The organism is Nostocoides sp. HKS02, assembly GCF_009707485.1.
In the GTDB taxonomy this organism is placed as follows: domain Bacteria; phylum Actinomycetota; class Actinomycetes; order Actinomycetales; family Dermatophilaceae; genus Pedococcus.
The window spans coordinates 1,928,610-1,950,635 of record NZ_CP046121.1; the positions used below are offsets into that span (position 1 = coordinate 1,928,610).

The 22,026-nt window shown below is 68.6% G+C and carries 22 protein-coding genes and 1 pseudogene; 14 read left to right on the top strand and 9 right to left on the bottom strand.

Annotated elements, in window-relative coordinates:
* Positions 1-191: 191 nt before the first annotated feature.
* Genes flgN through csrA form a run of 3 tightly spaced genes read left to right on the top strand, consistent with a single transcriptional unit; the run spans position 192 to position 1,496 of the window.
* Positions 192-701 (top strand): flagellar export chaperone FlgN, encoded by a 510-nt coding sequence (flgN, locus tag GKE56_RS09195; protein WP_154684293.1) that lies wholly within the window; start codon positions 192-194, stop codon positions 699-701.
* 8 nt (positions 702-709) lie between these two features.
* Positions 710-1,123 carry a flagellar assembly protein FliW gene (gene fliW, locus GKE56_RS09200; protein ID WP_230208860.1) on the top strand — a complete coding sequence of 138 codons (414 nt, stop codon included), beginning with the start codon at positions 710-712 and terminating at the stop codon, positions 1,121-1,123.
* 52 nt (positions 1,124-1,175) lie between these two features.
* Positions 1,176-1,496, top strand: a complete 321-nt coding sequence (gene csrA / locus GKE56_RS17930; RefSeq protein ID WP_154684294.1) for a carbon storage regulator CsrA — start codon at positions 1,176-1,178, stop codon at positions 1,494-1,496.
* A 230-nt stretch (positions 1,497-1,726) separates the two neighbouring features.
* Here csrA and GKE56_RS09210 read toward each other — a convergent pair whose 3' ends face one another.
* The 5 genes from GKE56_RS09210 to GKE56_RS09230 form a co-directional block, all read right to left on the bottom strand.
* Positions 1,727-2,224 (bottom strand): hypothetical protein, encoded by a 498-nt coding sequence (locus tag GKE56_RS09210; RefSeq protein WP_154684295.1) that lies wholly within the window; start codon positions 2,222-2,224, stop codon positions 1,727-1,729.
* A gap of 262 nt (positions 2,225-2,486) precedes the next feature.
* Complete coding sequence (locus tag GKE56_RS09215) at positions 2,487-3,203, bottom strand: response regulator transcription factor (RefSeq protein WP_154684296.1); 717 nt, start codon at positions 3,201-3,203, stop codon at positions 2,487-2,489.
* Positions 3,200-4,948: a sensor histidine kinase gene (locus GKE56_RS09220; RefSeq protein WP_154684297.1), complete on the bottom strand. Its 1,749-nt coding sequence runs from the start codon at positions 4,946-4,948 to the stop codon at positions 3,200-3,202. The genes GKE56_RS09215 and GKE56_RS09220 overlap by 4 nt, the downstream gene beginning before the upstream one ends.
* Positions 4,949-5,271: 323 nt before the next feature.
* Positions 5,272-7,854: a hypothetical protein gene (locus tag GKE56_RS09225; protein WP_154684298.1), complete on the bottom strand. Its 2,583-nt coding sequence runs from the start codon at positions 7,852-7,854 to the stop codon at positions 5,272-5,274.
* Positions 7,855-8,530: 676 nt separating this feature from the next.
* Positions 8,531-10,825, bottom strand: a complete 2,295-nt coding sequence (locus tag GKE56_RS09230; RefSeq protein WP_154684299.1) for a tetratricopeptide repeat protein — start codon at positions 10,823-10,825, stop codon at positions 8,531-8,533.
* A gap of 135 nt (positions 10,826-10,960) precedes the next feature.
* Here GKE56_RS09230 and GKE56_RS09235 point away from each other — a divergent pair, with 135 nt between their 5' ends.
* From GKE56_RS09235 to GKE56_RS09260, 7 genes and pseudogenes are all read left to right on the top strand, one after another.
* On the top strand, positions 10,961-11,383 hold the full coding sequence (locus tag GKE56_RS09235) for an ester cyclase (RefSeq protein ID WP_154684300.1): 423 nt from the start codon (positions 10,961-10,963) through the stop codon (positions 11,381-11,383).
* Between the two features lie 9 nt (positions 11,384-11,392).
* The gene (locus tag GKE56_RS09240; RefSeq protein WP_154684301.1) at positions 11,393-11,971 is read left to right on the top strand and encodes an SRPBCC family protein; all 579 of its coding nucleotides are present in this window, start codon (positions 11,393-11,395) and stop codon (positions 11,969-11,971) included.
* Positions 11,972-12,035: 64 nt separating this feature from the next.
* A complete protein-coding gene (locus tag GKE56_RS18240; protein WP_370518493.1) occupies positions 12,036-12,332 on the top strand; it encodes a hypothetical protein in 297 nt (98 codons plus the stop codon).
* A gap of 251 nt (positions 12,333-12,583) precedes the next feature.
* On the top strand, positions 12,584-13,003 hold the full coding sequence (locus tag GKE56_RS09245; protein ID WP_154684302.1) for a hypothetical protein: 420 nt from the start codon (positions 12,584-12,586) through the stop codon (positions 13,001-13,003).
* 231 nt (positions 13,004-13,234) lie between these two features.
* Positions 13,235-13,525 (top strand): annotated as a pseudogene (locus GKE56_RS09250) (transposase); the annotation flags it as partial.
* Positions 13,526-13,675: 150 nt separating this feature from the next.
* Positions 13,676-14,098: a DUF4440 domain-containing protein gene (locus GKE56_RS09255; RefSeq protein ID WP_154684303.1), complete on the top strand. Its 423-nt coding sequence runs from the start codon at positions 13,676-13,678 to the stop codon at positions 14,096-14,098.
* A gap of 232 nt (positions 14,099-14,330) precedes the next feature.
* Positions 14,331-14,726, top strand: coding sequence for a hypothetical protein (locus GKE56_RS09260; protein ID WP_154684304.1), 396 nt, complete (start codon positions 14,331-14,333; stop codon positions 14,724-14,726).
* Between the two features lie 78 nt (positions 14,727-14,804).
* Here GKE56_RS09260 and GKE56_RS09265 read toward each other — a convergent pair whose 3' ends face one another.
* The 3 genes from GKE56_RS09265 to GKE56_RS09275 form a co-directional block, all read right to left on the bottom strand.
* On the bottom strand, positions 14,805-15,287 hold the full coding sequence (locus GKE56_RS09265; protein WP_154684305.1) for a hypothetical protein: 483 nt from the start codon (positions 15,285-15,287) through the stop codon (positions 14,805-14,807).
* A 473-nt stretch (positions 15,288-15,760) separates the two neighbouring features.
* Complete coding sequence (locus GKE56_RS09270) at positions 15,761-16,114, bottom strand: cupin domain-containing protein (RefSeq protein ID WP_154684306.1); 354 nt, start codon at positions 16,112-16,114, stop codon at positions 15,761-15,763.
* A 21-nt stretch (positions 16,115-16,135) separates the two neighbouring features.
* Positions 16,136-16,909 carry a methyltransferase domain-containing protein gene (locus GKE56_RS09275; protein WP_154684307.1) on the bottom strand — a complete coding sequence of 258 codons (774 nt, stop codon included), beginning with the start codon at positions 16,907-16,909 and terminating at the stop codon, positions 16,136-16,138.
* Between the two features lie 102 nt (positions 16,910-17,011).
* On the opposite strand from GKE56_RS09275, the gene GKE56_RS09280 reads away from it, so the two are divergent.
* Positions 17,012-17,674: a metalloregulator ArsR/SmtB family transcription factor gene (locus GKE56_RS09280; protein WP_154684308.1), complete on the top strand. Its 663-nt coding sequence runs from the start codon at positions 17,012-17,014 to the stop codon at positions 17,672-17,674.
* 36 nt (positions 17,675-17,710) lie between these two features.
* On the opposite strand, the gene GKE56_RS09285 is transcribed toward GKE56_RS09280, so the two are convergent.
* Positions 17,711-18,325 (bottom strand): bifunctional 2-polyprenyl-6-hydroxyphenol methylase/3-demethylubiquinol 3-O-methyltransferase UbiG, encoded by a 615-nt coding sequence (locus tag GKE56_RS09285; protein ID WP_230208861.1) that lies wholly within the window; start codon positions 18,323-18,325, stop codon positions 17,711-17,713.
* 119 nt (positions 18,326-18,444) lie between these two features.
* Between GKE56_RS09285 and GKE56_RS09290 the strand changes: the two genes are divergently transcribed.
* Genes GKE56_RS09290 through GKE56_RS09300 form a run of 3 tightly spaced genes read left to right on the top strand, consistent with a single transcriptional unit; the run spans position 18,445 to position 21,810 of the window.
* Positions 18,445-19,827, top strand: a complete 1,383-nt coding sequence (locus GKE56_RS09290) for a rhodanese-like domain-containing protein (protein ID WP_154684310.1) — start codon at positions 18,445-18,447, stop codon at positions 19,825-19,827.
* Positions 19,824-21,152: an MFS transporter gene (locus GKE56_RS09295; RefSeq protein ID WP_154684311.1), complete on the top strand. Its 1,329-nt coding sequence runs from the start codon at positions 19,824-19,826 to the stop codon at positions 21,150-21,152. Before GKE56_RS09290 ends, GKE56_RS09295 begins: the two co-directional genes overlap by 4 nt.
* A complete protein-coding gene (locus GKE56_RS09300) occupies positions 21,145-21,810 on the top strand; it encodes a metalloregulator ArsR/SmtB family transcription factor (protein ID WP_154684312.1) in 666 nt (221 codons plus the stop codon). Before GKE56_RS09295 ends, GKE56_RS09300 begins: the two co-directional genes overlap by 8 nt.
* Positions 21,811-22,026 lie beyond the last annotated feature (216 nt).

Here is a 22,026-nt window from a genome sequence, read left to right on the forward strand (position 1 = left end):
CACGAAAGCCTGCGTTTGGACCTTCAGGTAGCCAAAATCATCTGAACGGATGAGTTTTGTTAAGAAGGAGGTAAATAACGCGTGTTTACCTGCACTCGGTATGCCGTGCCTGTGGGTCCCGAGGTCGCGGCGCCACCGTACTGTGGCAAAAGGCTCAGCCGTGGCGCGGGGTTGCCGATGGGTCGAAGGTGATGATCGACACCCGTGAAGCCGCCGAGAAGTGCGCCGAGCTCTCCGGCGCCCTCTGGGCGGTGCGCGACCGGCTCGAGCGGCTGGCCTACTGCGTCGAGGTCCAGCGTGCCCTCGTCGAGACCGGCCGGGCGACCTGGGTCGCCCGCGCCGCCCAGGAGGTCGAGCTCGCCCTGGAGCAGGTCCGTGGGACCGAGCTCGGGCGAGCCGTCGACACCGTCCCCGCCGCCACCGTCCTGGGGCTCGACCCGCAGGCGAGCCTGTCGCAGATCGCCGCCCTGGCCCCAGCGCCCTGGGACGACCTGCTCGCCGAGCACCGTTCCGCGCTGCTGGAGGTCACCCGCGACCTCACCGAGTCGGCCGCGGCCAACCGCGACCTGCTCGCGGCCGGCGCCCAGGCTGTCGAGGACGTGCTGGCCCGGTTCTCCGGGCCGGCTCCCGCCGGCACGTATGGCCCCAGCGGCGCCAGACGGACCGACGCCACCAGCCGACTATTCGACCAGAGCACGTGAGGCCGCACATGACCATGGTGACCATCGACGCCCCCACCTCCACGACGCTGCCCGTCGCGCATTTCGCCGAGGGGCTGGTCGGATTCCCGGACGCGCACGACTACGCGCTGTTCGGCGGCGAGGGCGGGGTCTTCGAGATGCTGCCGACCGACGACGCTGGACCAGGTTTCGTGGTCGCGGCAGCGGCCGTGTTCTTCCCGGGCTACCACCCGGTTCTCGACGACGCGACCGCCCAGCGCCTCGGTCTGGATGACGCCGGTGACGCCTTGGTTCTGACGATCGTTACTGTGGGGGCGGATGTCAGCGTCGCTCACGCCAACTTGCTCGCACCGGTCGTGGTGAACACCCGCACCGGTCGTGCCGAGCAGGTCGTCCTGAGCGGCCAGGACTTCCCGCTGCGGACGCCACTCGGCGCGAACTGACCACCGCAGCCGCCGTCGATACTGGCCTGCGAGCCAGGAAAGGAGCCGGGGCGTGCTCGTGCTCAGCCGCCGTCCCTACGAGAGCTTCCGCATCGGCCACGATGTCGTGATCACGGTGCTGGAGGTCAATGGCGACAAGGTCCGCATCGGCATCGACGCGCCGCCGCAGGTGCAGGTGCACCGCCAGGAGATCTACGACGAGGTGCAGCGCGCCAACGCCGACGCCGCAGCAGCGTCGCCCAGCGCGACGACCGACCTCGCTCGTGCCGTCCGCGGCGCCACCAAAGGCCTTCCCGCGTCCGCTCCGGCATCCGACGCCGACGCCGCCTCGGGCGCCGACGTGGTCGATGGACCCGGCAGTCCCGAGAACTGACTGCCCACGACAGCAGAGTCCTCCCGCGGCCCGCGGGTGACACGCGCACCACGTGAGGAGTCGAGGCCGTGCGGCACCTTCCGCATGGGTCGGCGTGATCGTGCCCCGGGCAGGAACCCCGGCCGCGCCGTACCCCGTGACGGAGCGGGTGTGCGCCGGTCAAGCGCCGAAGGCCGAGACCGTCCGGGCCCCCCCGCCATGGGTGAGCCATGGCGGGGCGGGGTCTCCCCTCACGAGGTGTAGCCCTCTGCCGTCAGGCAGCGGGCGGCGATGACGCCGGACTTGCCCACCGAGCCACTGATCCTCCAGTAGGGACGAATCGTGTGCCAGCCGGCAGGCACGTAGATGACGACCATGCTGTGCCGGGTCTGCCAGTACTGGGTGTAGTTGGCGAAGTTCTGCGCACCGGGCGTCTGGACGGCGCCACCGTCGACCCGGTAGCCGACCCGGATCTCGGCCAGGGTGCTGACCCCGGCATCTGCGTTGAAGTTGACGACGACGAAACGGCCGGTTGCGCCGTTGTTGACCAGGACGGAGGAGTTGACCGGCTGCCAGCCGTTGACGGCCGTGTTGGTCCGGACGTCGAACGCACAAGCCTTCTGGTAGAAGGGGATCGCCTGGGCGGGGGCGGTCAGCATCGCTGACAGTCCGATGCCTGCGGCGACGGCGACGCTGGCGCCGACGGCGGTCTTCTTGGTGCGGGACAGTGATGCCAGTGCAGAGGACATGGTGAACCTTCATTCGTGCGGGTGCTGCCTGATGTGGGTTGCCCGGGTGGGCGGTGCCGGAACGTGTTCCGGTTCTCAGATGGCTTGCGGCTACGCCCTGCTCGGGCCGGTTCCATCGGGCGACTCGTGTGGTGTTCTTGTCGACGACCCGCGTCGAGCTACTGGCAAGTCTGGGAGAGTTGCCGACGCCGCAGATCGGGGTTTCCCCGTCGATCTCTCGGTGAAAACCCGTAGGGCCGCGACCCGTTCGGCGAGGTGCGGCCTAGCCGTGGTGCTCGTGCAGGTAGGCCAGGACCGCCAGCACTCGACGGTTCACCGTGGTGTCCTGGCCCTGCAGCGGCAGCTTGCCGAAGACGGAGGCCACATGAGTCTCGACCGTCCGCGGCGAGAGGTGGAGCTGCCTGCCGATTCCGGCGTTCGACATCCCCTCGGCCATGAGGGCGAGTACTTCGCGCTCGCGTTCGGTCAGCCGGTCCAGGGCCGAGGACTGCCTACGGCTCCCCGCGAGCAGTTCGGACACGATTGCGGGGTCCACGGCGGTCCCGCCCTCCGCGACCCGGTTGATGGCGTCGATCAGGGTGGGTACGTCGTTGACCCTGTCCTTGAGCAGGTAGCCCAGACCCGCTGCGCCGTCCTGGAGCAGGCGACGCGCCCACTCGGCCTCCGCATACGTGCTCAGGACAAGGACACCCACCTGGGGCCACTGCCTGCGGATGAGGTGTGCGGTGACGATTCCCTCGTCCGTGTGAGTGGGCGGCATCCGGACGTCGAGCACCACGGCGTCGGGGCGCAGGTGCCGCACCAACGCGAGCAGAGGCTCGGCGTTGCCCAGCTGACCGACGACGTCGAGGCCTGCCGCGGCGAGCAGGCCTGCGAGGCCCTGGCGGAACAGGGACGAGTCGTCGACGAGGACGACCCGGAGCCGGCGTGCGGAGCTCGTTGCCGCCGACAGCTCCGCGGGTCCGGGAGTGTGGCTCATGACGCACGGGGAGCGTTGAAGGGAAACCCGACTCGCAGCCGACTTCCGTGGGTCAGCGGGTGGTCGGCACACGGGTCGCAGTGCAAGGTCAGGTCACCGTCCAAGGCATGCACGCGGTCGCGTAGACCGGACAGTCCGCCCTGCGCGGTGAAGTGTGCCTGGCCGTTTCCGTCGTCGGCGACCTCGATGGAGAGGTACTCACTCTCCGACAGGACGGTCACCATCGCCGAGGTGGCACCGGCATACCGCGTGATGTTGGCGAGCCCCTCCGCCACGACGAAGTACACCGCCGACTCCACGCCGGGCTCGAGCCGGTGGTCCGCCAGGGCCGGATCGAGCCGCAGCGAGACGGGTTCGGGCGCGCTCTGGCACAGGTACGGCAGCGCAGCACTGAGGCCACCCTGGGTCAGGGTTGCGGGATGAATGCCGCGGGCGAGCCGGCGCAGCTCGGCCAGCGCCTCGGTCAGGCGACTGCGAGCCTGGCCCACGAGGTCGCGCATCTCGTCCTCGGTCGCGAAGTCCGACTGCGCCAAGGTGGCCACGACGGCGAGGAACTGCTGCTGCGCGCCGTCGTGGAGGTCGCGCTCGACCCGGCGTCGCTCGGCCATGCCGGCCTCCACGATGCGCGCTCGGGACGCCCGCAGCTCCTCCATCCGTTCGAGGAGCTCGAGCGTGAGCCGAGTCTTCTCGATCCCCAGCTGGGCGGCGGCGAGCGCACCACGCAACAGGGTTGGATCACCGACTGCGCGAGGGTCGTACCCCACGGCGACCAGGGCGGTGCCGTCCTCCTTCATCAAGGCGACGTTCTCCCGGGCTTCGCCGCCGTCCTCGGGCTCCTCTGCTGGCCGAGCAACCGGAGTCACCGTGAGCGACGGGTCGAGGAGCACGTGCCGCAGCGCGCCTTCGAGCTGGGCGAGGTCACCTGAGCTCGCCGCCCGGAGGATCTCCGACGTCACGGCAGCCGCAGCGGCGCGCCTGCGGAGCAGGTCAGCAAGCAACGCCACCGGGATGGCCGCTGCACTGAGATTGCGGACGAGGGCGACCGGCGCCCATGCGTCGCCGGGAACGCCCATGATCCACACGATCTGGTCCACCGCGGCCGAGGTGGCGCAGATTGCCCCGATGATGGCGAGCGGGGCCAAGGACTGCCGGGTGACCCCGCGGGAGCTCACCGCGCGCAGGACCAGCATGCCGCCGGCCACCGCGAGAAGCAGCGTCGTCACGGTGAAGGTGGCCCGCAGGAACACCCAGTCGTGCCACCAGGGGCTCAGGCCCCACACCCGGCGATCGGCCGAGGCGTGCAGTGGGCTGGGCAGACTCCCCCGCGTCAACGCCAGCGGCACGCGCATCACGGTGCCCGTGGCCACCAGTCCCCAGACCACCTGCCGCGCTGTCTTCGTGAGCCGCGGCGCCGGATACCGCAACACGAGGGCCACCGCGGCGGCAAGGTACAGCGGCTCGAGCACGAAACCGCCCAGCACCAACGCCTGCGGGTATGCCGGGTTGTTGAGATCGCCCGGAATGGTGGCCGCAGCGACGGTCAGGCAGGCCCAGCCGTTCACGGGCGGGATGTCCGTGGCGAATAGCGCCAGCCCCACCACGACGAAGGCCGTGACGACGAACCACGTGATGGCGACGACGGCGAGGTCAGTGCGCAGCTGCGGCGCCGAGAGGGCGACCTTGAGTACGAGGATGCCGATCCCTGCGGTGGTGGCCAGCCGAGACTGGGTCAGGCGGTTTCCCATGTCAGCCGCCTGCCTGTCGCTGGCGCATCCGTGGTGTCACGCAGGCGGTTTCGGCGTTGGCACGAGCCCTTTCCCCGCGTGCCCACGGATCTCGTGGGTGGCAGCGCGACCTACGTTGGCGCAGAAGCTCCAGACCGCGGCCCGGACGGGTGAGGTCAAGGACGGGGCAACGGGTCCCGCACAGGAGCCTCGGTGCACGGTTCGGAGAGAAAGATGAAACGACACAGAAGCCGCCGCAGCGACATCCACCACCCGCATGTGCACCGCTCCCCCACCGGGGGCTGGGGGTGGCAGTGTGACTGTGGGGGCGCCTCGCCACGGAGTCATCCATGCGACTCGTCCTGGCACGTGGTCTTGGTCGGCGCACTGCACCACGCCAGCTCGGTCATGGCCTGACGCACCAGGCTGCAACCCAGCTCGCGATACGCCTCGAAGGTGAACTCGTCGAAGAGCTCGTACTCCGTCGTCGTCGAGGGAAAGCCAGGGTTGCGGTCGCGGTAGCTCTCGAGGTCCCAGGGCTGTCCCTTCGGCAGGAGCGCCTTGATGTAGACGATGTCGCAGCTCGTCTGGTCCGGGTACGTGGCGGTGCAGACGGTCCAGCCACTGCGTGGATAGGCGCGGGTACCGCGCCGCATCCGCCGTGGGTCGAACTCGATCTCGATCTGCTGGTCCATCCGGGCGGTCGCGATGGCGTTGGCCATCGTCGGAAAGCCGTCCTCGGGGTCACCGGAGCCGTCCAGCATGATGATGCGCCGCGGCTTCTTCCGCAGCGCCTCCACGAGCCCCAGGTTGTCGTAGTGGCCGCCGTCGGTGACATAGAGGAACGGCATGATGATCCTGGGCAGCCCGATGGCCTCGTGGAACAGCAGCGAGGGCGCGAAGTTGTCGAGGTAGTCGTTCAGCCGGAAGACCCACTGGGCCCAGCCTCGTGTCGGAGGGCCCGAGCGTCTGGCGTCGTTCATCACCCAGTACGGATTCCTCACCCAGAGGCCGAGGCGGATGTTCGCCAGTGCGAGCAGCAGCCGGTACCTGCCGAGGACCTTGTCGTCGCGGCCGGCTATCGGCGCGACGGCCGCACCAGACATGGCCACGGCCATGGCCACGGTGAGTCGTCTCCGGCCTCGAGGAGACCACTTGAGGTCCAGGTCGTAGCTGTAGGCATCTGCGCCGAGCAGGGCGGTGCCGCCGGGCAGCCGTGGGTCACTGATGCCGACCTCGTCCGACAACACGAACGGCGTGCCGTGCCGGTCGACAGGGAGCATGTCGGGATCGCGCACGTTTGCGGTCCCCAACAGCATGAGGGTCGGCCAGACGCCCGGGGATGCGTCGTTCACCTCCGCCAGCGTGGGAGTGGTGTGCGGCGACGGCGGCTGGCCCGCCGGCTGGTACGAGAGGTATGCCGTGTCGAGCCGGTCGCGGTAGAACTGGAAGATCGACGTGTCGTTCACCTTGAAGAAGAACGCCATCACGATCGGCACCAGGGCAAACGCCCAGCCGAGACGCGCCAGGACCCACACGTCTCGTAGCGCCAGCCAGGTGAAGAGCACCAGCGCCAGGTACAGGCCGATGAAGAACACGGCGATGGCAAGCAACGGTGCGACCTGTCGCCTGAACCAGGTGAGGAAGCCCCTCTGCCCAGTCGGCAGGACGTCCTGGCGCAGCCCGGAGCGAGCGGTGCCCAGCAACCCGAGGAAGGCCGCGAACGTCGTCAGCAGGCTCGCTGCGCTGGCCACTCCCGCAGCGAGGTCGGAAAGGCTCTGCAACGGGCCGATCCGCTCCAGCTCGTATGCGCACCACAGGACGCCCGGGAAGACGGGGAGGAAGAGCAAGGCCGTCTGGGAGGTCCGTGCGCCCAGGTTCCCGATGGCGAACTGCCAGGCCTCGGAGCGCTCCCAGCTGTTGCGCCGCTCGGAGAACGTCGTGGCAGCAGCCCCGTCCGCACCCGCCTTCGAGGTCTGGTCGGACCAGCGGGCAGGGTTGCGACGGGCCGCGAGGAACCAGACGAGCGCCACGGCCAGAAGGAAGATGGAGGGAACCATCAGCAGGGGAAAGACTTGGCGCTCAAGGGGATTCCACACCCACGCGCCCTGCCGCGGTGCGCTCAGCAGCTTGCTGTGCACGGCATACCTGGTCATCAACCACGCAAGGACGATGCAGGTGCAGCCGAGCAGGAGGAGGTTGGAGATGATCCCCAGCAGCAGCGATGCGACGAGCTCGAAGCGCACCTCGGGGGACGAGGCCAGGTACTTGGTCGAGCGGCGCAGCCGGTTCAGCTCGTCGGAACCGCTGGCGAATGGACCCGGATCCGCACCGCTCGGTGCGCCATTGCCCACGGGCGGAGGCGGCGGCGGGCCCGAGCCCCCCAGCACGGCCTGCCTGCGGCGCCAGGCCAGCGTGCTGAACGCCGCGGCCATGTACCCACCACCGCTCACACCGACCAGGTAGTGAGCCTGCTCGAGGATCCGGTCGTGCGACAGCTGCTGGAGCGCCCCAAGGCAGAACGACGCGGACTTGATGCCGCCGCCCGAGCAGCAGATCGCCGTGGTGGCCGGGGGTTCCCTGGCACCGTCGGGAGCGGACGCCCGCTGCTCGAGGTCGTCGTACTCGGGCCGAGCGTCACCCGAGTCGGTGGTTGCGCCGCCCGCTGCGGACACCAACCGGTCCATGGCAACCAGAGCCAGGTAGCGGAGCACGGTCATGAGCAGCAGCACCACGACCACCACGACCATGAAGACCAGCGCCCAGTTGTCGTCCAGCACACCGGTGTCGAGCCAGCTCAGGTAGACCAGAAGCAGCAGCAGTGCCCCCGTCAGGACTGCCAGATGGGCGAGCGCGCACTTGCGCCCCCTGCGCTCGACCCACAGCGAGTCGCAGGCCGCCCCGCCAGGTCGCGCTTCGAGGCTCATGAGAGGTCCCGTCCCTTCTCATTGCCTCCGTCGCGTCGAAGGGCGCACCGTCACGGTGACACCCGAGTCTGCGTGGAAGGCCCCGAGCGGCGACCGCGAGGGTACGAAGGCAAAACCATGCTAAGGGGGTGAAGCGTGGCCGCATAGGGCCAGACAGGCGAAGTGAGGCGTCACGCTTCGCCGACGCATCGTTGTCGAGCCCGCCTGGCTGTCGGCGGATAGCAGAAGGCCCGGACCAGTGGTCCGGGCCTTCTGTCGCTGACGCGTTGGTAGCGGGGGGACCGCGCAGATCTGCGCTCGCCCCGTTGAGCGGCGAAGCTCACCTGCAGCGCTCGGAGCCTGCCCTGGCATCTGCCACCCATTGCCCATGGCTGCATGTTAAGCATGGCCCACGGACACCGGCGCCGCGCGCGTGATCACACCCGGCGGGCCCGCATCTCCAGCGAAACGGGAAGGTCCTCAGACCTCAGCTCGCCCGTCGCCAGGACCCGATCAGGGCCTTGTCGGTACCAGTCCGAAAGCGGGAACGGCAAGGCCGTGAACCGGTTCGCCCGCGCGAAGGGAAGCGGCATACCTCATGGGGACGCTCAGGGTGAGACGTAACCATTCCGGTCGGGAAGTGGATCAAGGCTCGCAGGCTTCGTCGTCGCGGACGCACGAATGGGACTGCAGCGGACTATTGCTCGGCGGAGCCGGTCTCCTTCAGGGCAAGTCGCGTGGCCTCCTCAATGGGCATCGTGGCGCCCCTGAGTACGGCTTCGTGCCAGCGGTCTTCGCCGAGCATCGTTCGGGCGTGTGTCAGAAACGGTGCCGCAAGCGCTGCGTCAGGTGCGATGGAGCGGGTTGAGATCTGTGCGTAGGTGGCGTCGCTGGCGCCGGTGAGCTCGGCGGCGGCTTCGGGCTGGCCGCGGGTGACGGCGAGAACTGCAATGGCGGCGAGCGCTTCGGCGACGCCCCACTGCTCGTCCAGTGCGACAAATCTGCGCAGCGCGTCGGATAGATGACGGGCTGCGCGGTTGAGGTCGCCGCGGAACAGTGAGGCGTAGCCCAGCTCGGTCAGTGAGCGGGCGGTGAAGTGCTGGTCGCCGGTGGCCTGGTGGCCAGCGACGGCGTCGGCGAGGAGTTCTTCCGCGCGCTCGGGGTTGCCGTGGCGAAGGAGGGCGGTGCCGAGGTTCAGTAAGGAGGTCGCGATATGCCAGGTAGCCGTGTTCGCCTTGGCAATGTGAAGGGCGTCCTGCAGAAGTGCCACCGCGTCGCCGTGGCGTCCTTCGGCCATGGCGATATGACCCAGGATCGTCAGTGCGTTGCGCCGATCCAGCGCGGCGGGGGCGTCGGTCGAGCATGCGAGCAGCTCGTCGCCGAGGGCTGTGGCGGTCGACAGGTCACCTTGCTGGTAGGCCAGCCACGCGGCTCCCCACAGTGCGGCGGTCCGGTGCGGTGACCCAGTGGCGCCGGGCAGGGCGAGTGCCCGCTGCAGCCAGGCCCGGCCTTCGTCGAAAGCGCCCTCCATGCGCCAGAACATCCACAGCGCACCGCCCAGCCGCAGCGCCAGATCAACAGCTCCCGTACGGGTTGCCCAGCTGAGTGCGGTACGCAGGTTGGCGGTTTCCTCACGCAGCTGGGTTCGGCCAGCTTCTTGTTCGGGACCCAGGATGCGGGGGGCGGCTCTCTCGGCGAGGAACGTGTAGTACTGGGCGTGTCGCGTGCCCATCTCGGTCGCCTCGCCCGCGCAAGCCAGTTGCTCGGCGGCGTAGTCGCGGATGGGGTCGAGGACATCCCACCGTGAGCCAACGGATTCGTCGTCGGTGTAGACCAAACCTTGCTCGCATAACCGGCCCATCGCTGGGAGTACGCCGTGGCCTGACGCGTCGACGCCGAGCTGTTCGGCCGCCTCGAGTGTCCAACCCCCGGCGAAGGGTGCCAGCCGACGGAAGAGAGTGCGGTCGTGTTCGCTGAGCAGGTCGTGGCTCCAGGCGATCGCGGCGCGCATTGTCCGCTGACGCTCGGGCAGGTCCCGCTCCCCGTCGGTCAGCACATCCAACGGTCGCTCGAGTGCGGCGCTAAGCACGCGCAACGGCATGTGCCGTACGTTGGCGGCGGCCAGCTCGAGTGCCAGCGGCATTCCGGACAGGCGACGGCAGATCGCCGCCACCAGATGCGCTGCCTCGGGGTTGTCGACGCCCAGCCTGGGCCGAGCCGCGTGAGCCCGCTGCGTGAACAGCTCCGCTGCTGACACATCCGACAGCGACCGAAGTGGGAGTTCGCGCTCCCCACGGATGCGCAGGGGCGCGCGGCTCGTGACGAGAATCTGCAAGTCCGTCGTGTGATCGAGCAACCCACCGACGTCCGGTCCGGCTGAGACCACGGTCTCGAACGTGTCGAGCACGAGAAGCGCAGCGCGCTCTTCGAGCACTCGCGCCAGCGCCGGGACCAGCGCGCCGCCGCCGGCTGACGCCTCCACGGTCGTGGCCAGCGTCGCGAGCAACATGTCCGGTTCCTGGAGCCTCGCGAGCTCGACCCAGATGACCTTCCCCGGTGCGGCAGCGGCGATTCTCCAGCAGACCTCGGCGGCGAGCCGGGACTTCCCGATCCCACCCGGGCCGGTGACCGTGACCAGCCGGACGCCACCGTTGAGCATGCTGAGCAGCTCGGTCAGTTCGCTGTCGCGGCCCACTAACGGCGTACGCCGCAACTCGGACCATTGATCCGAGGGCCATCCCGTACTTGGGCCAACCGGTTCCGTAACGCGCCCGGCTGCGGCAGCCTCGAACGCAACCCGATCCTGGGGGTCGAGATCGAGCGCGTCCGCGAGCGCGCGGGCGGTCACGGGGTACACCCGGCGGCGCAGGGCACGTTCGATGTCGCTGACCGCACGTTCGCTGATGCCAGCACGCTCGGCGAGCTGCGCCTGGGTGAATCGCGCACGGACGCGATACCGACGAACAAGATCAGCGAACGCCGCCCCAGTCACAAGCCTGCTCCTCCTCGTCGAGACGCCGAACTCAAGTTGGTGGGCCAGACGGTGGGAGACGTCGTGGTCTCGCCTCGGGTCCCGCCGCCATGCTCAGTCCTGACCGCATCATCCACCCTCACCACGGAGGCCACCATGAGCACGCAAACCAACAAGGCGGTCGTTCGCCGCTACTACGAAGAGGTCCTCAACGCCGGACACGTCGACGCGCTCGATGAGCTGGCGACCCGGGATTACGTCGAGCATGACCCGCTCCCCGGCCAAGGCGATGGCCGCGATGACCTCAAGCGCCGTGCCACGACGCTGCTCGCGGCGTTCTCCCCGCTCACCTTCATCATCGAGGACCTCATCGCCGAGGACGACAAGGTCGTCGTTCGCTGGTCCAGCAGCGGGACCCACAACAGTGACTTTCTCGGGATCGCGGCCACGCATCGGCCCTACACCATCAGCGGGATCGACATCCACCGCCTGGAGGGCAACCAGCTCGCCGAGCACTGGCACGTGGTCGACCAGCTCAGCCAGCTCCAACAGCTCGGTTTGATCCCTGCCCCGGCCTGAGCCACGGCCATGACAACCGTTGTCTCCCGGTGGGGCGAGCACGGGGCCCGCCCCACTCCGCTCCCCGCCAACACAGCACTCTTCGCTGAACTCGAGGCAGCGGAGTCGATCCTCGTGACATGCGACCCACTCGCAGCCTGGACGCTAGCCGCGGACATACCGCGGGTCGGCGAGTTCAGCCCCGAGTGTGTCAGCGCCCGGTGGATCGGCTCTACTCCGGGGCCACGCGCCGGAGCCCGGTTCGAAGGAACCAACCGCAAGGTCGACGACTCCGACGAGTACATCTGGACCCGGCCCGGCACCGTGGTCTTAGCCGACGTGGGCCGGTCGTTCGGCTTCGTCGTCGGCGACCGCTACCGCGGCGCCCCGGCCTCCCACTGGGTCTACACGTTCACCCACACCGAGTCGAACATCTGCCGCATCGACCTCACCTTCCACCATGTGCCCGACGGCCTCACCGGCCTGCGCCTCGCCGCAGATGAAGACCCCGCGCACGCAGTGGAGATCGTGGCAGCTCGCATGGCTGAACTTCGAGCCGGCATGCAGACCACCCTCGCGGCAATGAAGACCACGCTTGAAGACCGCTGATCGCCGCTGTGGCCCGCCGCTCAAGGACGTGGTAGGCCGAGCGAGAGGGTCCTGCGCCGGTTCGGTGGGGGCCCCATTGGTCCCGCGCCCGCCTACCGGCAGCTGCGCGCCCGGGCCGAGACGCAATGGGTGCCAGAGAGATGCGCGCACACCTGGGCACCGAACTCAGGATCTGCCGGTCATCTGGGACGCCGACTTCCTGAACGGGCCCAGGACCGCAGCCGGCATCGACAGCTACGTCCTGTGCGAGATCAACGATTGCGCCGTGTGGCCCTTCCCACCAACGGCTCCATCCACCATTGCCCGCGCCGCGTTCGCCCGCGTCCGGTCCTGGAAACCAGCCCCGGGCTCAGATCGATGATGGAGCCCTGGGACGTCTGCTCGGTGGTGATGAGCCGACGGACGCGCCCTAAAAAGCGGCGAACCTCCGCGGCTGCTATTGCCGTTGTTGGCGCCTGCTCGCCTCGAGGACGGCTACCGAATGAGCCCGGCCTCGCCTTCCAGTCGACGTCAACACGCGTGACGCCCCAAGCCTATTCAAGGTTTCTCTTGACAAGGTGCGATGTCAGGATCATATTCAAGTGATTACTTGAATCTATCGGAGGTGCTGACATGACTCAGACCACGACCCCAATCGTCCGCCCGGACCCGGCGGGTCGAAGGTCGGCAGGCCGCGAGCTCCTCGAAACTCTGGCCGCACGCGACTTCGACCGGGTGCTGGACTGCCTCGAGACCGACGCGACCATGCGGGCCCTGCTCCCCAGTGGGCCCGCCGAGTTTCACGGAGCAATCCAGATCGTCGAGAACCTTCGGACCTGGTTCGGCTGCGCCCACGAGTTCGAAGTACTGAACGGCACCTTTGACGAGGTTGGAGGCAGGCCCCACGTGACATGGCGGTTCCGCCTGCATCCGACTCCGTGGGGCGATGACGCCTGGCACGTCATCGAACAACAGGCCTACCTGCACGACGGTGAGCGCATCGCGTCAATCGACCTCCTGTGCTCAGGGTTCCAGCCCGACGGCCTCAGCTGACCCTGAACAGGGATCGGACGATGAAGCCGGGACAACCCACCGGAGAACCACGAAGGACTCTAGGACTCCAAGGACGTCGTCCCGTTCACGGTCACCGACCAGGGCAGCGGGGCTTGCCACCTGACCACCTCGAGGCCATCCCACCGGTTCACCCCAGGCCGACGCATCCGACACCCGCGCGAACGGCGCCACCCGCCCGGGCCTGCGATCTGTCCCGGCATCGGCTACCGGGCAGCCCTGCGCCGTGACAACGGGCCAGAGCTCGCCTGCGCAGCGACAGCCGTCTGGGCGGGAAGACGCGTCGGACTCTCGTTCATTCCGCCTATCGACCGGGGCGCAACGGATACGTCGAGTCGTTCAACAGCCGCATCCGTGACGAATGCCTGCACATCAACATCTTCTGGTCCCCCCAAGCCCGCATCGTGATCACCGGCTGGAAGGAGGACGACAACCAACGCCGACAGCAGCGTCCTCGGCTTCGAGGCCCAAGCGGTCTATGCGGCAGCCTGCACCCAGCGATGAAGATCGACTGATTCAGTCATCGTGCGACCCCGAACTTCTGGCAGGTGACCTGGCTGGAAGAACGTCCGGTCCGGCTATGGATTCATCAGGGCCTCGGGGGCAGGCTGGGCAGGCAGGTCGGATCGCACCTACCAGGGGACGGAAACAGATATGGATCTCGATGAGTTCGTCAGCCAGTGTGAGCAGGCATGGCAGATCTTCGTGACCGGCGACCCCGGTCCGGCCAAGCTGCTGTTCTCACGCCGCGACGACGTGACTCTGGCCAATCCGTGGGGCCCGGCCGTAACGGGATGGGCGGATGTATCGGCGACGCTCGACGCGGCGGCGGCTCGCTTTCGGAACGGCCACCTGTCAGAACTCGACGTCCTTAGCAGGTTCGTCTCGGACGGCCTCGCCTGTTATCACGAGATCGAACGGGGCGAGGCAATGATTGGCGGTCGCACGGAGCCGGAGGCTTTTGCTCTTCGGGTGACCTCCATCTACCGGCGGGAGGATGAACAGTGGCGCATCGTGCTCAGGCATGCGGACCCGATCCTGGCCCCGAGACCAGTCGATGCGTCGATCAGCAGCTAATGCACGATCCGGTGGACGGGGAAGCTCCTTCGGCTACCAGATCCGCTCCGGGGACCGAGGCATGCGGTGCGAGTCCACACCCTGCAGTGGGCCGAGCTCGCGAGCGGATGTGGCAGGTGGGCTCCGTCATTTGAGGCAGGTGCCTGGTCGGCGCGCTCTCTAGCATCGCGAGCAGGCTGCCGGTACGACATCGGGTCGTCCGGGACCTGTTCTGTTGAGGGGGAGCATCACGATGCGTCGAACCTTGCTCACTGGCGTTGCCACGCTGCTCATGGTCGCCGCCACGGCCGGTACCGCGCTGGCCGACTCCTGCGCGAACGTCAGTCGAGCCGCCCCGGCCGGGTGGACCCCGGCAACGACGTACACCGCGCCGCTGGTCCAGGGCGGCTGGGTGTGGCTGCCAAGCTTGACCGCAGTGTTCGGGCCGACCGCGCAGTTCCCGCCGTTCTGGGGGAAGATCACGCCTGGAACCGCCGACTCGGTGTTGCTGGGCGCGCCTGGGATGAATGGCAACTACACCAACGGAAAGACGGTGTCCCTGCTCGGGGTGTCGGCCGTGTGCGACCAGGCCAGTCAGGCGTTCGTGGTCCGTCAGACCGACCACGGCATCCAGTCCGGCTGCGAGTAGCCACTGCGGGTTGAACGGAGGCCCACCACGTCGCGGAATGCGCTGGGATGGTGGGCCTTCGCGTGCGGTTCTGGCGGGTCAGCGTCCGCAGGAGGCGTGGTCGAAGCTGACCGTGACGGTGCCGTTCGCGTTCATGGTGGCCTGGGCGTTGTCGTGGAACTGCAGGTGTGAACCGTCGGTGCCGGTGGCGTTGACGTTGAAGGTGGAGTGTTCGACGCCGTTGCGCAGGTTGTTCTCGTCGCCGAACCAGGTCGCGAAGTGACCGGTGTACGTCACCTTGGACGGGTCGTCGGGGGTGAACGTGAACTGGCCCTCGACCGTGCCGGTGAACCAGGACCCGGTGGAGTTGATGGTGCCGTGGAAGATCTGGTTCTCGATGGCGGACACGGTTCCCGGGTCGCCGGTGCACGGGTTCATGTCATGGAACACGTCGACGACCCCATGCAGGTTCTGGGTGAAGGTCGTCGCGCCGTTCCCGCCGGCGATGGCCGAGGTCGCGCTCAGGGCGAGCGCGGGAACGCTGACCAACGTGGCCAGCAGCAGCTTTGTCCTGGTGTACATCCGAACCTCCTAGGTGCCTGGCCAGTGGTGGGTATGCCGCTGCGCCAACCCCTACGTCAGCACCGGGCGAGCTCGGTGTCATCGTCCAAAATGACGACGGGCCCACACCCGCCGAATCTGCTCGGACTGCCACCAGGCGTCACGTCGGGGCACTGTCCAGGGATCGCCTCCTGCCAGCATCCGGAACTGGACCCGCAGGGCAACCCCTGGCGCCTACATCACAAGCGGTGCGCACGGCTCGCAGCTGACTAGTCCCCATGGGTGCACAGGGCCTCCTGTGCATAACCGCCCGGCGAGTCTGTCGAGTTGCGGAAAGGGTGTCGGCGCCACGGGTCTCCCACTCACATCCGGTTGCCAGGGGAAGAGGACTAGTCACCCGAAATCGCCGCTCAAACATTCGTTTGCCACGTGTGCGGGGAGCGCACATTCCGGCAACGCAAACGCTGGCGCCCTCCGCCCCATTCGCGGCTGGGTCAGCTGGGCTTGGCGTACGCCTTGACGCCGGTGTCCAGCAGGATGCACGGCTCGTCGCCGTCGGTCCAGGCGTCGTGGCCAGGGTCGAGGTCAAGGACGTCCCCGGGGGTGATGGACAGCTCGGAACCGTCGTCGAACCGGACGGTCATCTGCCCGGACAGGCAGATGCCGGTGTGGTGGGTCTGGCAGGACTCGGTGCCAGCGATGGGCTTGACGTCGTTGGACCAGCGCCAGCCTGGTTCGAACACGCCGCGGCCGAGTGTGAAGTCGCCGAGCGTGACTACATCCATGTGGCCGTGTCCGTGGAACGGGCGTTGCTCGTGTGGTGTGTCGATGTTCTGCTTCTCGGACATGGTGACCTCCGGTGGTGTTTGTTAGGTGCCGGCCTTGGTGGCCAGGAGGGAGATGCTCTTGACGCCGTAAATGGCGCTGGCGTCGCGCGCTCGTTCGGAGATGAACGCGTAGGCGTTCTCGCGTTGGTGGGTGATGGCGAACCCGGCAGACTCGATGGCTTCCAGGTAGTGGTCGTGTTGCGCGGCCCCGCCGATGCAGGAGGCCCACAGGTCGGCGTTGCAGACGATGGCGTCGGTGAGCTGCCGTTCGGTGATGATGTCGGCGATGGCGAGCCGACCGCCCGGTCGCAGGACGCGGGCGGCCTCGGCGAACACCGCCTTCTTGTCCGCGCACAAGTTGATGACGCCGTTGGAGATCACGGCGTCGACGCTCGCTTCGCCGAGTGGGAGGGCCTCGATGCAGCCCTCGCAGAACTCGACCTGGGTGAACCCGGCCTCTTCGGCGAGTCGGCGAGCCTTGTCCAGCTGTTCGGTGGTGAAGTCGATGCCGTACACACGGCCGGTGTGACCGACGATCCCGGCGGCGTAGAAGGCGTCCATCCCCGAACCGCTCCCGAGGTCGACCACGCTCTCGCCGGGCGCAAGGTCGGCCAGGTCGAAGAAGTATCCAACTCCGGCGAACGATTCGACTGCGCCGGTCGGCACGTCGCGAAGCCGGTCCGCGTCATAGCCGACGCGCAGTGCGACCGGCGCCCCCAGCTCGAAGTGGAACTGGTCGTGTGGCTGCTGGGCCACGTGACGGTACATGTCCTTGACCTTGGCCGTGAGCTCCTCGATGTCCACCGTGACGCTCATCGCACACCTCCAGTCCGTATTCAATAGTTCTCTTGAATAAGACTCCTGTATGGTGGGCGTTGTCAAGGAAAATCTTGAATAATGCTGGGACGAGGTGGCGAGATGGCGGATCACGCAGCGAAGGCCGCCTTGTACGATGCGCTGGCGGAGGCGGCCAAAGCCTTGGCCAACGGACGGCGTGCAGAGCTGGTCGACGTGCTCGCCCAGGGCGAGCGTTCGGTCGAGGAGCTCGCGCGGGAGATCGACCAGACCGTGGCCAACACGTCCCAACACCTCCAGCGACTGCTGCGCTCAGGCCTGGTCGAGTCACGCCGGGAAGGAACTCGGATCTACTACTCCCTGTCCGGCCCGGTGGTCGGCGACCTGTGGCGTACCCTGCGCGAAGCAGCGCAGCAGCACGTGGCCGGGCTCGAGCAGCTCGCCGCGGACTATCTCGGTGACCGCAGCACGCTGCGCACCATCACTCGCGATGACCTTCGCGACCGACTGCGCGACGGCGATGTCGTCGTGCTCGATGTACGACCCGCGGCCGAGTACGCCGCAGGTCACATCCGAGGCGCGATCTCGGTTCCCGTCCAAGACCTGAAGGCTCGCCTGCGCGAGATTCCCGACGGCGCCGACGTGGTCGCATACTGTCGCGGGCCGTTCTGCGTGTTTGCCGACGACGCCGTGCGCCTTCTCACCCAAACTGGTGCCACGGCCGCGCGCCTGCAGGACGGGTTCCCTGAATGGGCCGAGGCTCACCTCCCGGTCGAACGCTCATAAGGACGGCCAGCCTCGAGCTCGATCGATATCAAGTGGTCAGGCTGGTGTTCGCTGCAGACCGACGATCTGCCACACCGGGCCGTGGTGGGCGTAAACCGGGGTCAGGCCGCACTCGGCCAGGACCGCGAGCATCCGGGCGGGTGGATGGCTGAAGGTTCTGAAGGTGCGCCCGGTGAGCCGAAAGGCGATGTTCTGCGCGCCGAGCACGGTACGGCTTGCAAGGTTGCGTGGGGGGTGGCTGAACACGAGCAGCCGCCCAGCGTGGTCGGCGGCGGCGCCGAGCAGGCGTTCGACGTCCGGGTAGCAACAGACCACCCGGTGCAGGACTACCACGTCCGCGCGTTCGACCTGCTGCGGTGCGGTTGCGATGTCGAGGATGCGTCGTTCGATACGGTCGGCGACACCGGCCTCGTCGGCGAGCTGGCGCGCGGGGCCGTCGTAGGCGTCGACGAGCTCGAGGTTCGTGGCCCGGGCGGCGCCGCGGCGCAGCAGCTCGATCTGCAGCTCGCCGACGCCGCCGCCGATCTCCAGGACGGTCGCCCCTTCGATGTCGTGGCCGACCAGGAAGTCGACGATGCGCGCCTGGGCACGACCCAGGCCGCGCTTGCGGTAGCGCGCCTCGACATGGCGGGCGAAACGGTCCCCGAACACGCCGTCGCACCCGCGCGGGTCACAGCAGTTGGCCACAGCTGGATTATGCGCCCGGCTGGCCCGGGCCTATGGGCGAAGTACACAACCAGGGTCATTCCATGAAAGTGTAGAATGAAGAAATGACCGATTCGCTCGTGGCAAGGACACCGTCGCTCGAGGTTGTCCCGTTGGTCGACGAGGGGTTGGGTAACTCCGCCTACCTGGTCTCGCTGGGCGATGGCAGGGCGTTGGCCGTTGACGCCAGCCGTGACCTGCGCGCGCTGCGGGTGGCTGCGGACCAGCGGGGTTTGAGCGTGGCGTATGCCGCCGACACCCACCTGCACGCCGACTTCTTGTCCGGTGCCGTCCAGCTGGCCGCCACCGACGGCGCGGTCGTGCTGGCCTCAGCGGCCGGTCGCCGCGAGTTCGCGCACCGTGCCCTGTCCGACGGGGACGAGTTCGACCTCGGTGGGCTGACCCTGCGGACCCTGGCGACCCCAGGACACACCCATGAGCACATCGCGTTCGTACTGCTCGACGGCCCCAGCGTGCTCGGGGTGTTCACGGGAGGTTCGTTGCTGGTCGGGTCCGCGGCCCGCACCGACCTGGTCTCCCCAGACCGGACCGAGGAGCTCGCCCGCGCGCAATATGCCTCCCTGCAGCGGTTGGCCGCTCTGGATGACGACGTCGCCGTATGGCCCACCCACGGCGCCGGGTCATTCTGCTCGGCGCCTCCCGGTGCGGCCCGTACCTCCACCATGGGCACCGAACGCGCCACCAACGCCCTGCTCCGCGCCGATTCGGAGGACACCTTCGTCGCCCAGCTGCTGGGCTCCCTGGGCACGTTCCCGCCGTACTTCCTACGGCTCGGTGAGATCAACCGGCGCGGACCGGCCCTGGCAGATGGGGACACCCTGACCCAGTTGTCGCCCGCGCAGGTGCGCGCGCTGGCTGCGGCGGGCGGGACCGTCGTCGACGTCCGCCCGGTGGCGGCGTTCGCGGCCGGTCACATTCCGGGGTCGGTGTCCATCCCGCTGCGTGACCAGTTCGCCACCTGGCTCGGCTGGCTGGTTCCCTACGACCGGCCGGTGGTCGTCGTCCGCGACGCCGGACAGGACCCCGCCGAGATCGTGTGGGCGGCCCGCAAGGTCGGTCACGACCACCTGGCCGCTGAACTGGCCGGTGGTTTGGGTTCGTGGACCGCGGCCGGCCAACCGGCGTCGTCCATCCCCGTCGTGGGCGCGGCCGCCCTCGCCGATGCCGTCGTCCTGGACGTCCGGCAGACCAGCGAGTTCACCGCCGGGCACGTCCCGGGCGCCTTGCACGTGGAGCTCGGCGACCTCGCCGCCCGGGTGCCGTCGTTGGCTGCCGGCCCAATCGTGGTCATGTGCGCTCACGGGGAGCGGGCGATGGGTGGGGCTAGCCTGCTGCGTCGCGCCGGTCGCCGCGACGTGGCCGTCCTGGCCGGCGGCCCGCACGACTGGGAACAGGTCAACGATCGGTCCCTGGAGACCGGGCTATGACGGATTCGACGCTCCGCGTCGGGCGACCGGCACGGCTCGGGCTGGCCCAGAACGCGGCCCAGTTCGGGCTGCTCGTGGTGGTCAACGCCCTGGTCGGCGGCATGCTCGGCGAGGAGCGCACTGTCCTGCCGCTGCTCGGGGAACGTCAGTTCGGGCTCAGGGCGTACACGGCGGGGCTGACGTTCATCCTCGTGTTCGGCCTAGCCAAGGCCGTCACCAACTACCTCGCCGGCACGCTGGGCGACCGGTACGGCCGCAAACCGGTCCTGGTCGGCGGGTGGCTGGTGGCGGTGCCGGTCCCGCTGCTGCTGATCTGGGCGCCGTCGTGGGGGTGGGTCATCGTCGCGAACGTTCTGCTCGGCATCTCCCAAGGGCTGACCTGGTCGACCACCGTCGTCATGAAGATCGATCTGGTCGGTCCGGCCCGCCGCGGGCTGGCCATGGGCCTGAACGAGGCCGCCGGGTACGGGGCCGTCGCCGTGACCGCATTGGCCACCGGGTACCTCGCGCAGGCGTACGGGCTGCGCCCGGCCCCGTTTCTGCTTGGCATCGCGTTCGCCGCCCTGGGCCTTGGCCTGTCCACCCTGACCGTCAAGGAGACCCGCGACCATGCCCGCCTCGAAGCAGCCGGACACGCGCCGCGCCCTGACGGCAAACACGACCACCTGCATGCCGACCTGACCACCGCCCAGGTGTTCGCCCAGACCAGCTTCCGTGAACCGGCGCTGTCCTCGGCGAGCCAGGCCGGGCTGGTGAACAATCTCAACGACGGGCTCGCCTGGGGACTGTTTCCCATCCTGTTCGCGGGCGCAGGTCTGTCCGTGGCCCGCATCGGCGTCCTCGCCGCCCTGTACCCGGCCGTGTGGGGCGTCGGGCAGCTGCTCACTGGCGCCCTGTCCGACCGGTGGGGTCGCAAATGGCTCATCGCCACAGGCATGGGCATCCAGGGCGTCGCCTTGGGCGTGGTGGCCCTCGCCGATACCTTTACCGTCTGGGCCTTCGCCGCCATCTTGCTGGGAGCCGGGACGGCCATGGTGTACCCGACCCTGTTGGCCGTGTCCGCGGACGTGTCCCACCCGGCGTGGCGGGCCCGCGCCGTCGGCATCTACCGGTTGTGGCGCGACGCGGGATTCGCCGCCGGCGCCCTGCTTGCTGGCCTGGTCGCCGATGCGCTCGGGGTCCGGGCCGCCGTGTGGTCGGTCGCGGCGCTGACGGTCGCATCCGGGGTGGTCGTCGCCGGGCGCATGTACGAGACTCACCCGCCCGCCCATCGCGGGAACGACCCACACCCGCAGCAGGATACGCAGGAGGTCAGCCATGGGTGAGCGCGCCGCCAAGCACGCCCTGTTCGCGCAGTTCGCCGCCGTCGGCAAGGTCCTGGGCAACCCGGCCCGCCTGGAGCTGCTCGACCTGCTCGCCCAGGGTCCACGCAGCGTCGAGGACCTCGCCGCCGCCGCACACCAGGGCATGAGCACATGCTCCGCGCACCTGCAGACGCTACGTGAGGCCGGGATGGTCGAGCCCCGACGCGACGGCAAGCGCGTCTTCTACTCCCTGGCCGGTGACGACGTCGCCGCCCTGTGGGCGCAGCTGCGGCAGGTGGCCCACGAGCATCGCCCGCACACCGAACCTGCGGCCCGCGCCTACCTCGGGCCGGACGACACCCAGGCCGTGGACACCACTGAGCTGCTGCGTCGCCTGCGCACCGGGGACAGCGTCGTCCTCGACGTCCGACCCGGTGTCGAGTACGCCGCCGGCCACCTACCCGGCGCCCTGCACATCCCGCTCGAGGAGCTCGCCGACCGCCTCGGCGAACTACCCCCAGGCACGGACATAGTCGCCTACTGCCGCGGCCAGTACTGCGTCCTTGCCCACGACGCGGTGCGCGTGCTCAACGCCCACGGCCTACACGCCAGAAGGGCCGCCGACGGCTTCCTGGAATGGCGGGTCGCGGGAGTGCCCATCGAATCGGGCGCCGCGTAGCGCCAAGGCCAGAATCCCAAGCGTCGCCCCGCGAGAAGCTCGCATCGTCGCATGCGACGCCATCCGAAGGAGCGACGGCCACGGCGATCCAGACGCCAGCGCGGTTTTCGCTGCGTTGGGCTCTCAGGCACCCCAGGAGGTAGGGAGCCCGTTGCGGAACAGTCTGGTGGGCGGGCGGATGGCGTCCGGCTGGGTGCGAGCCATGCCCTCTTGGAT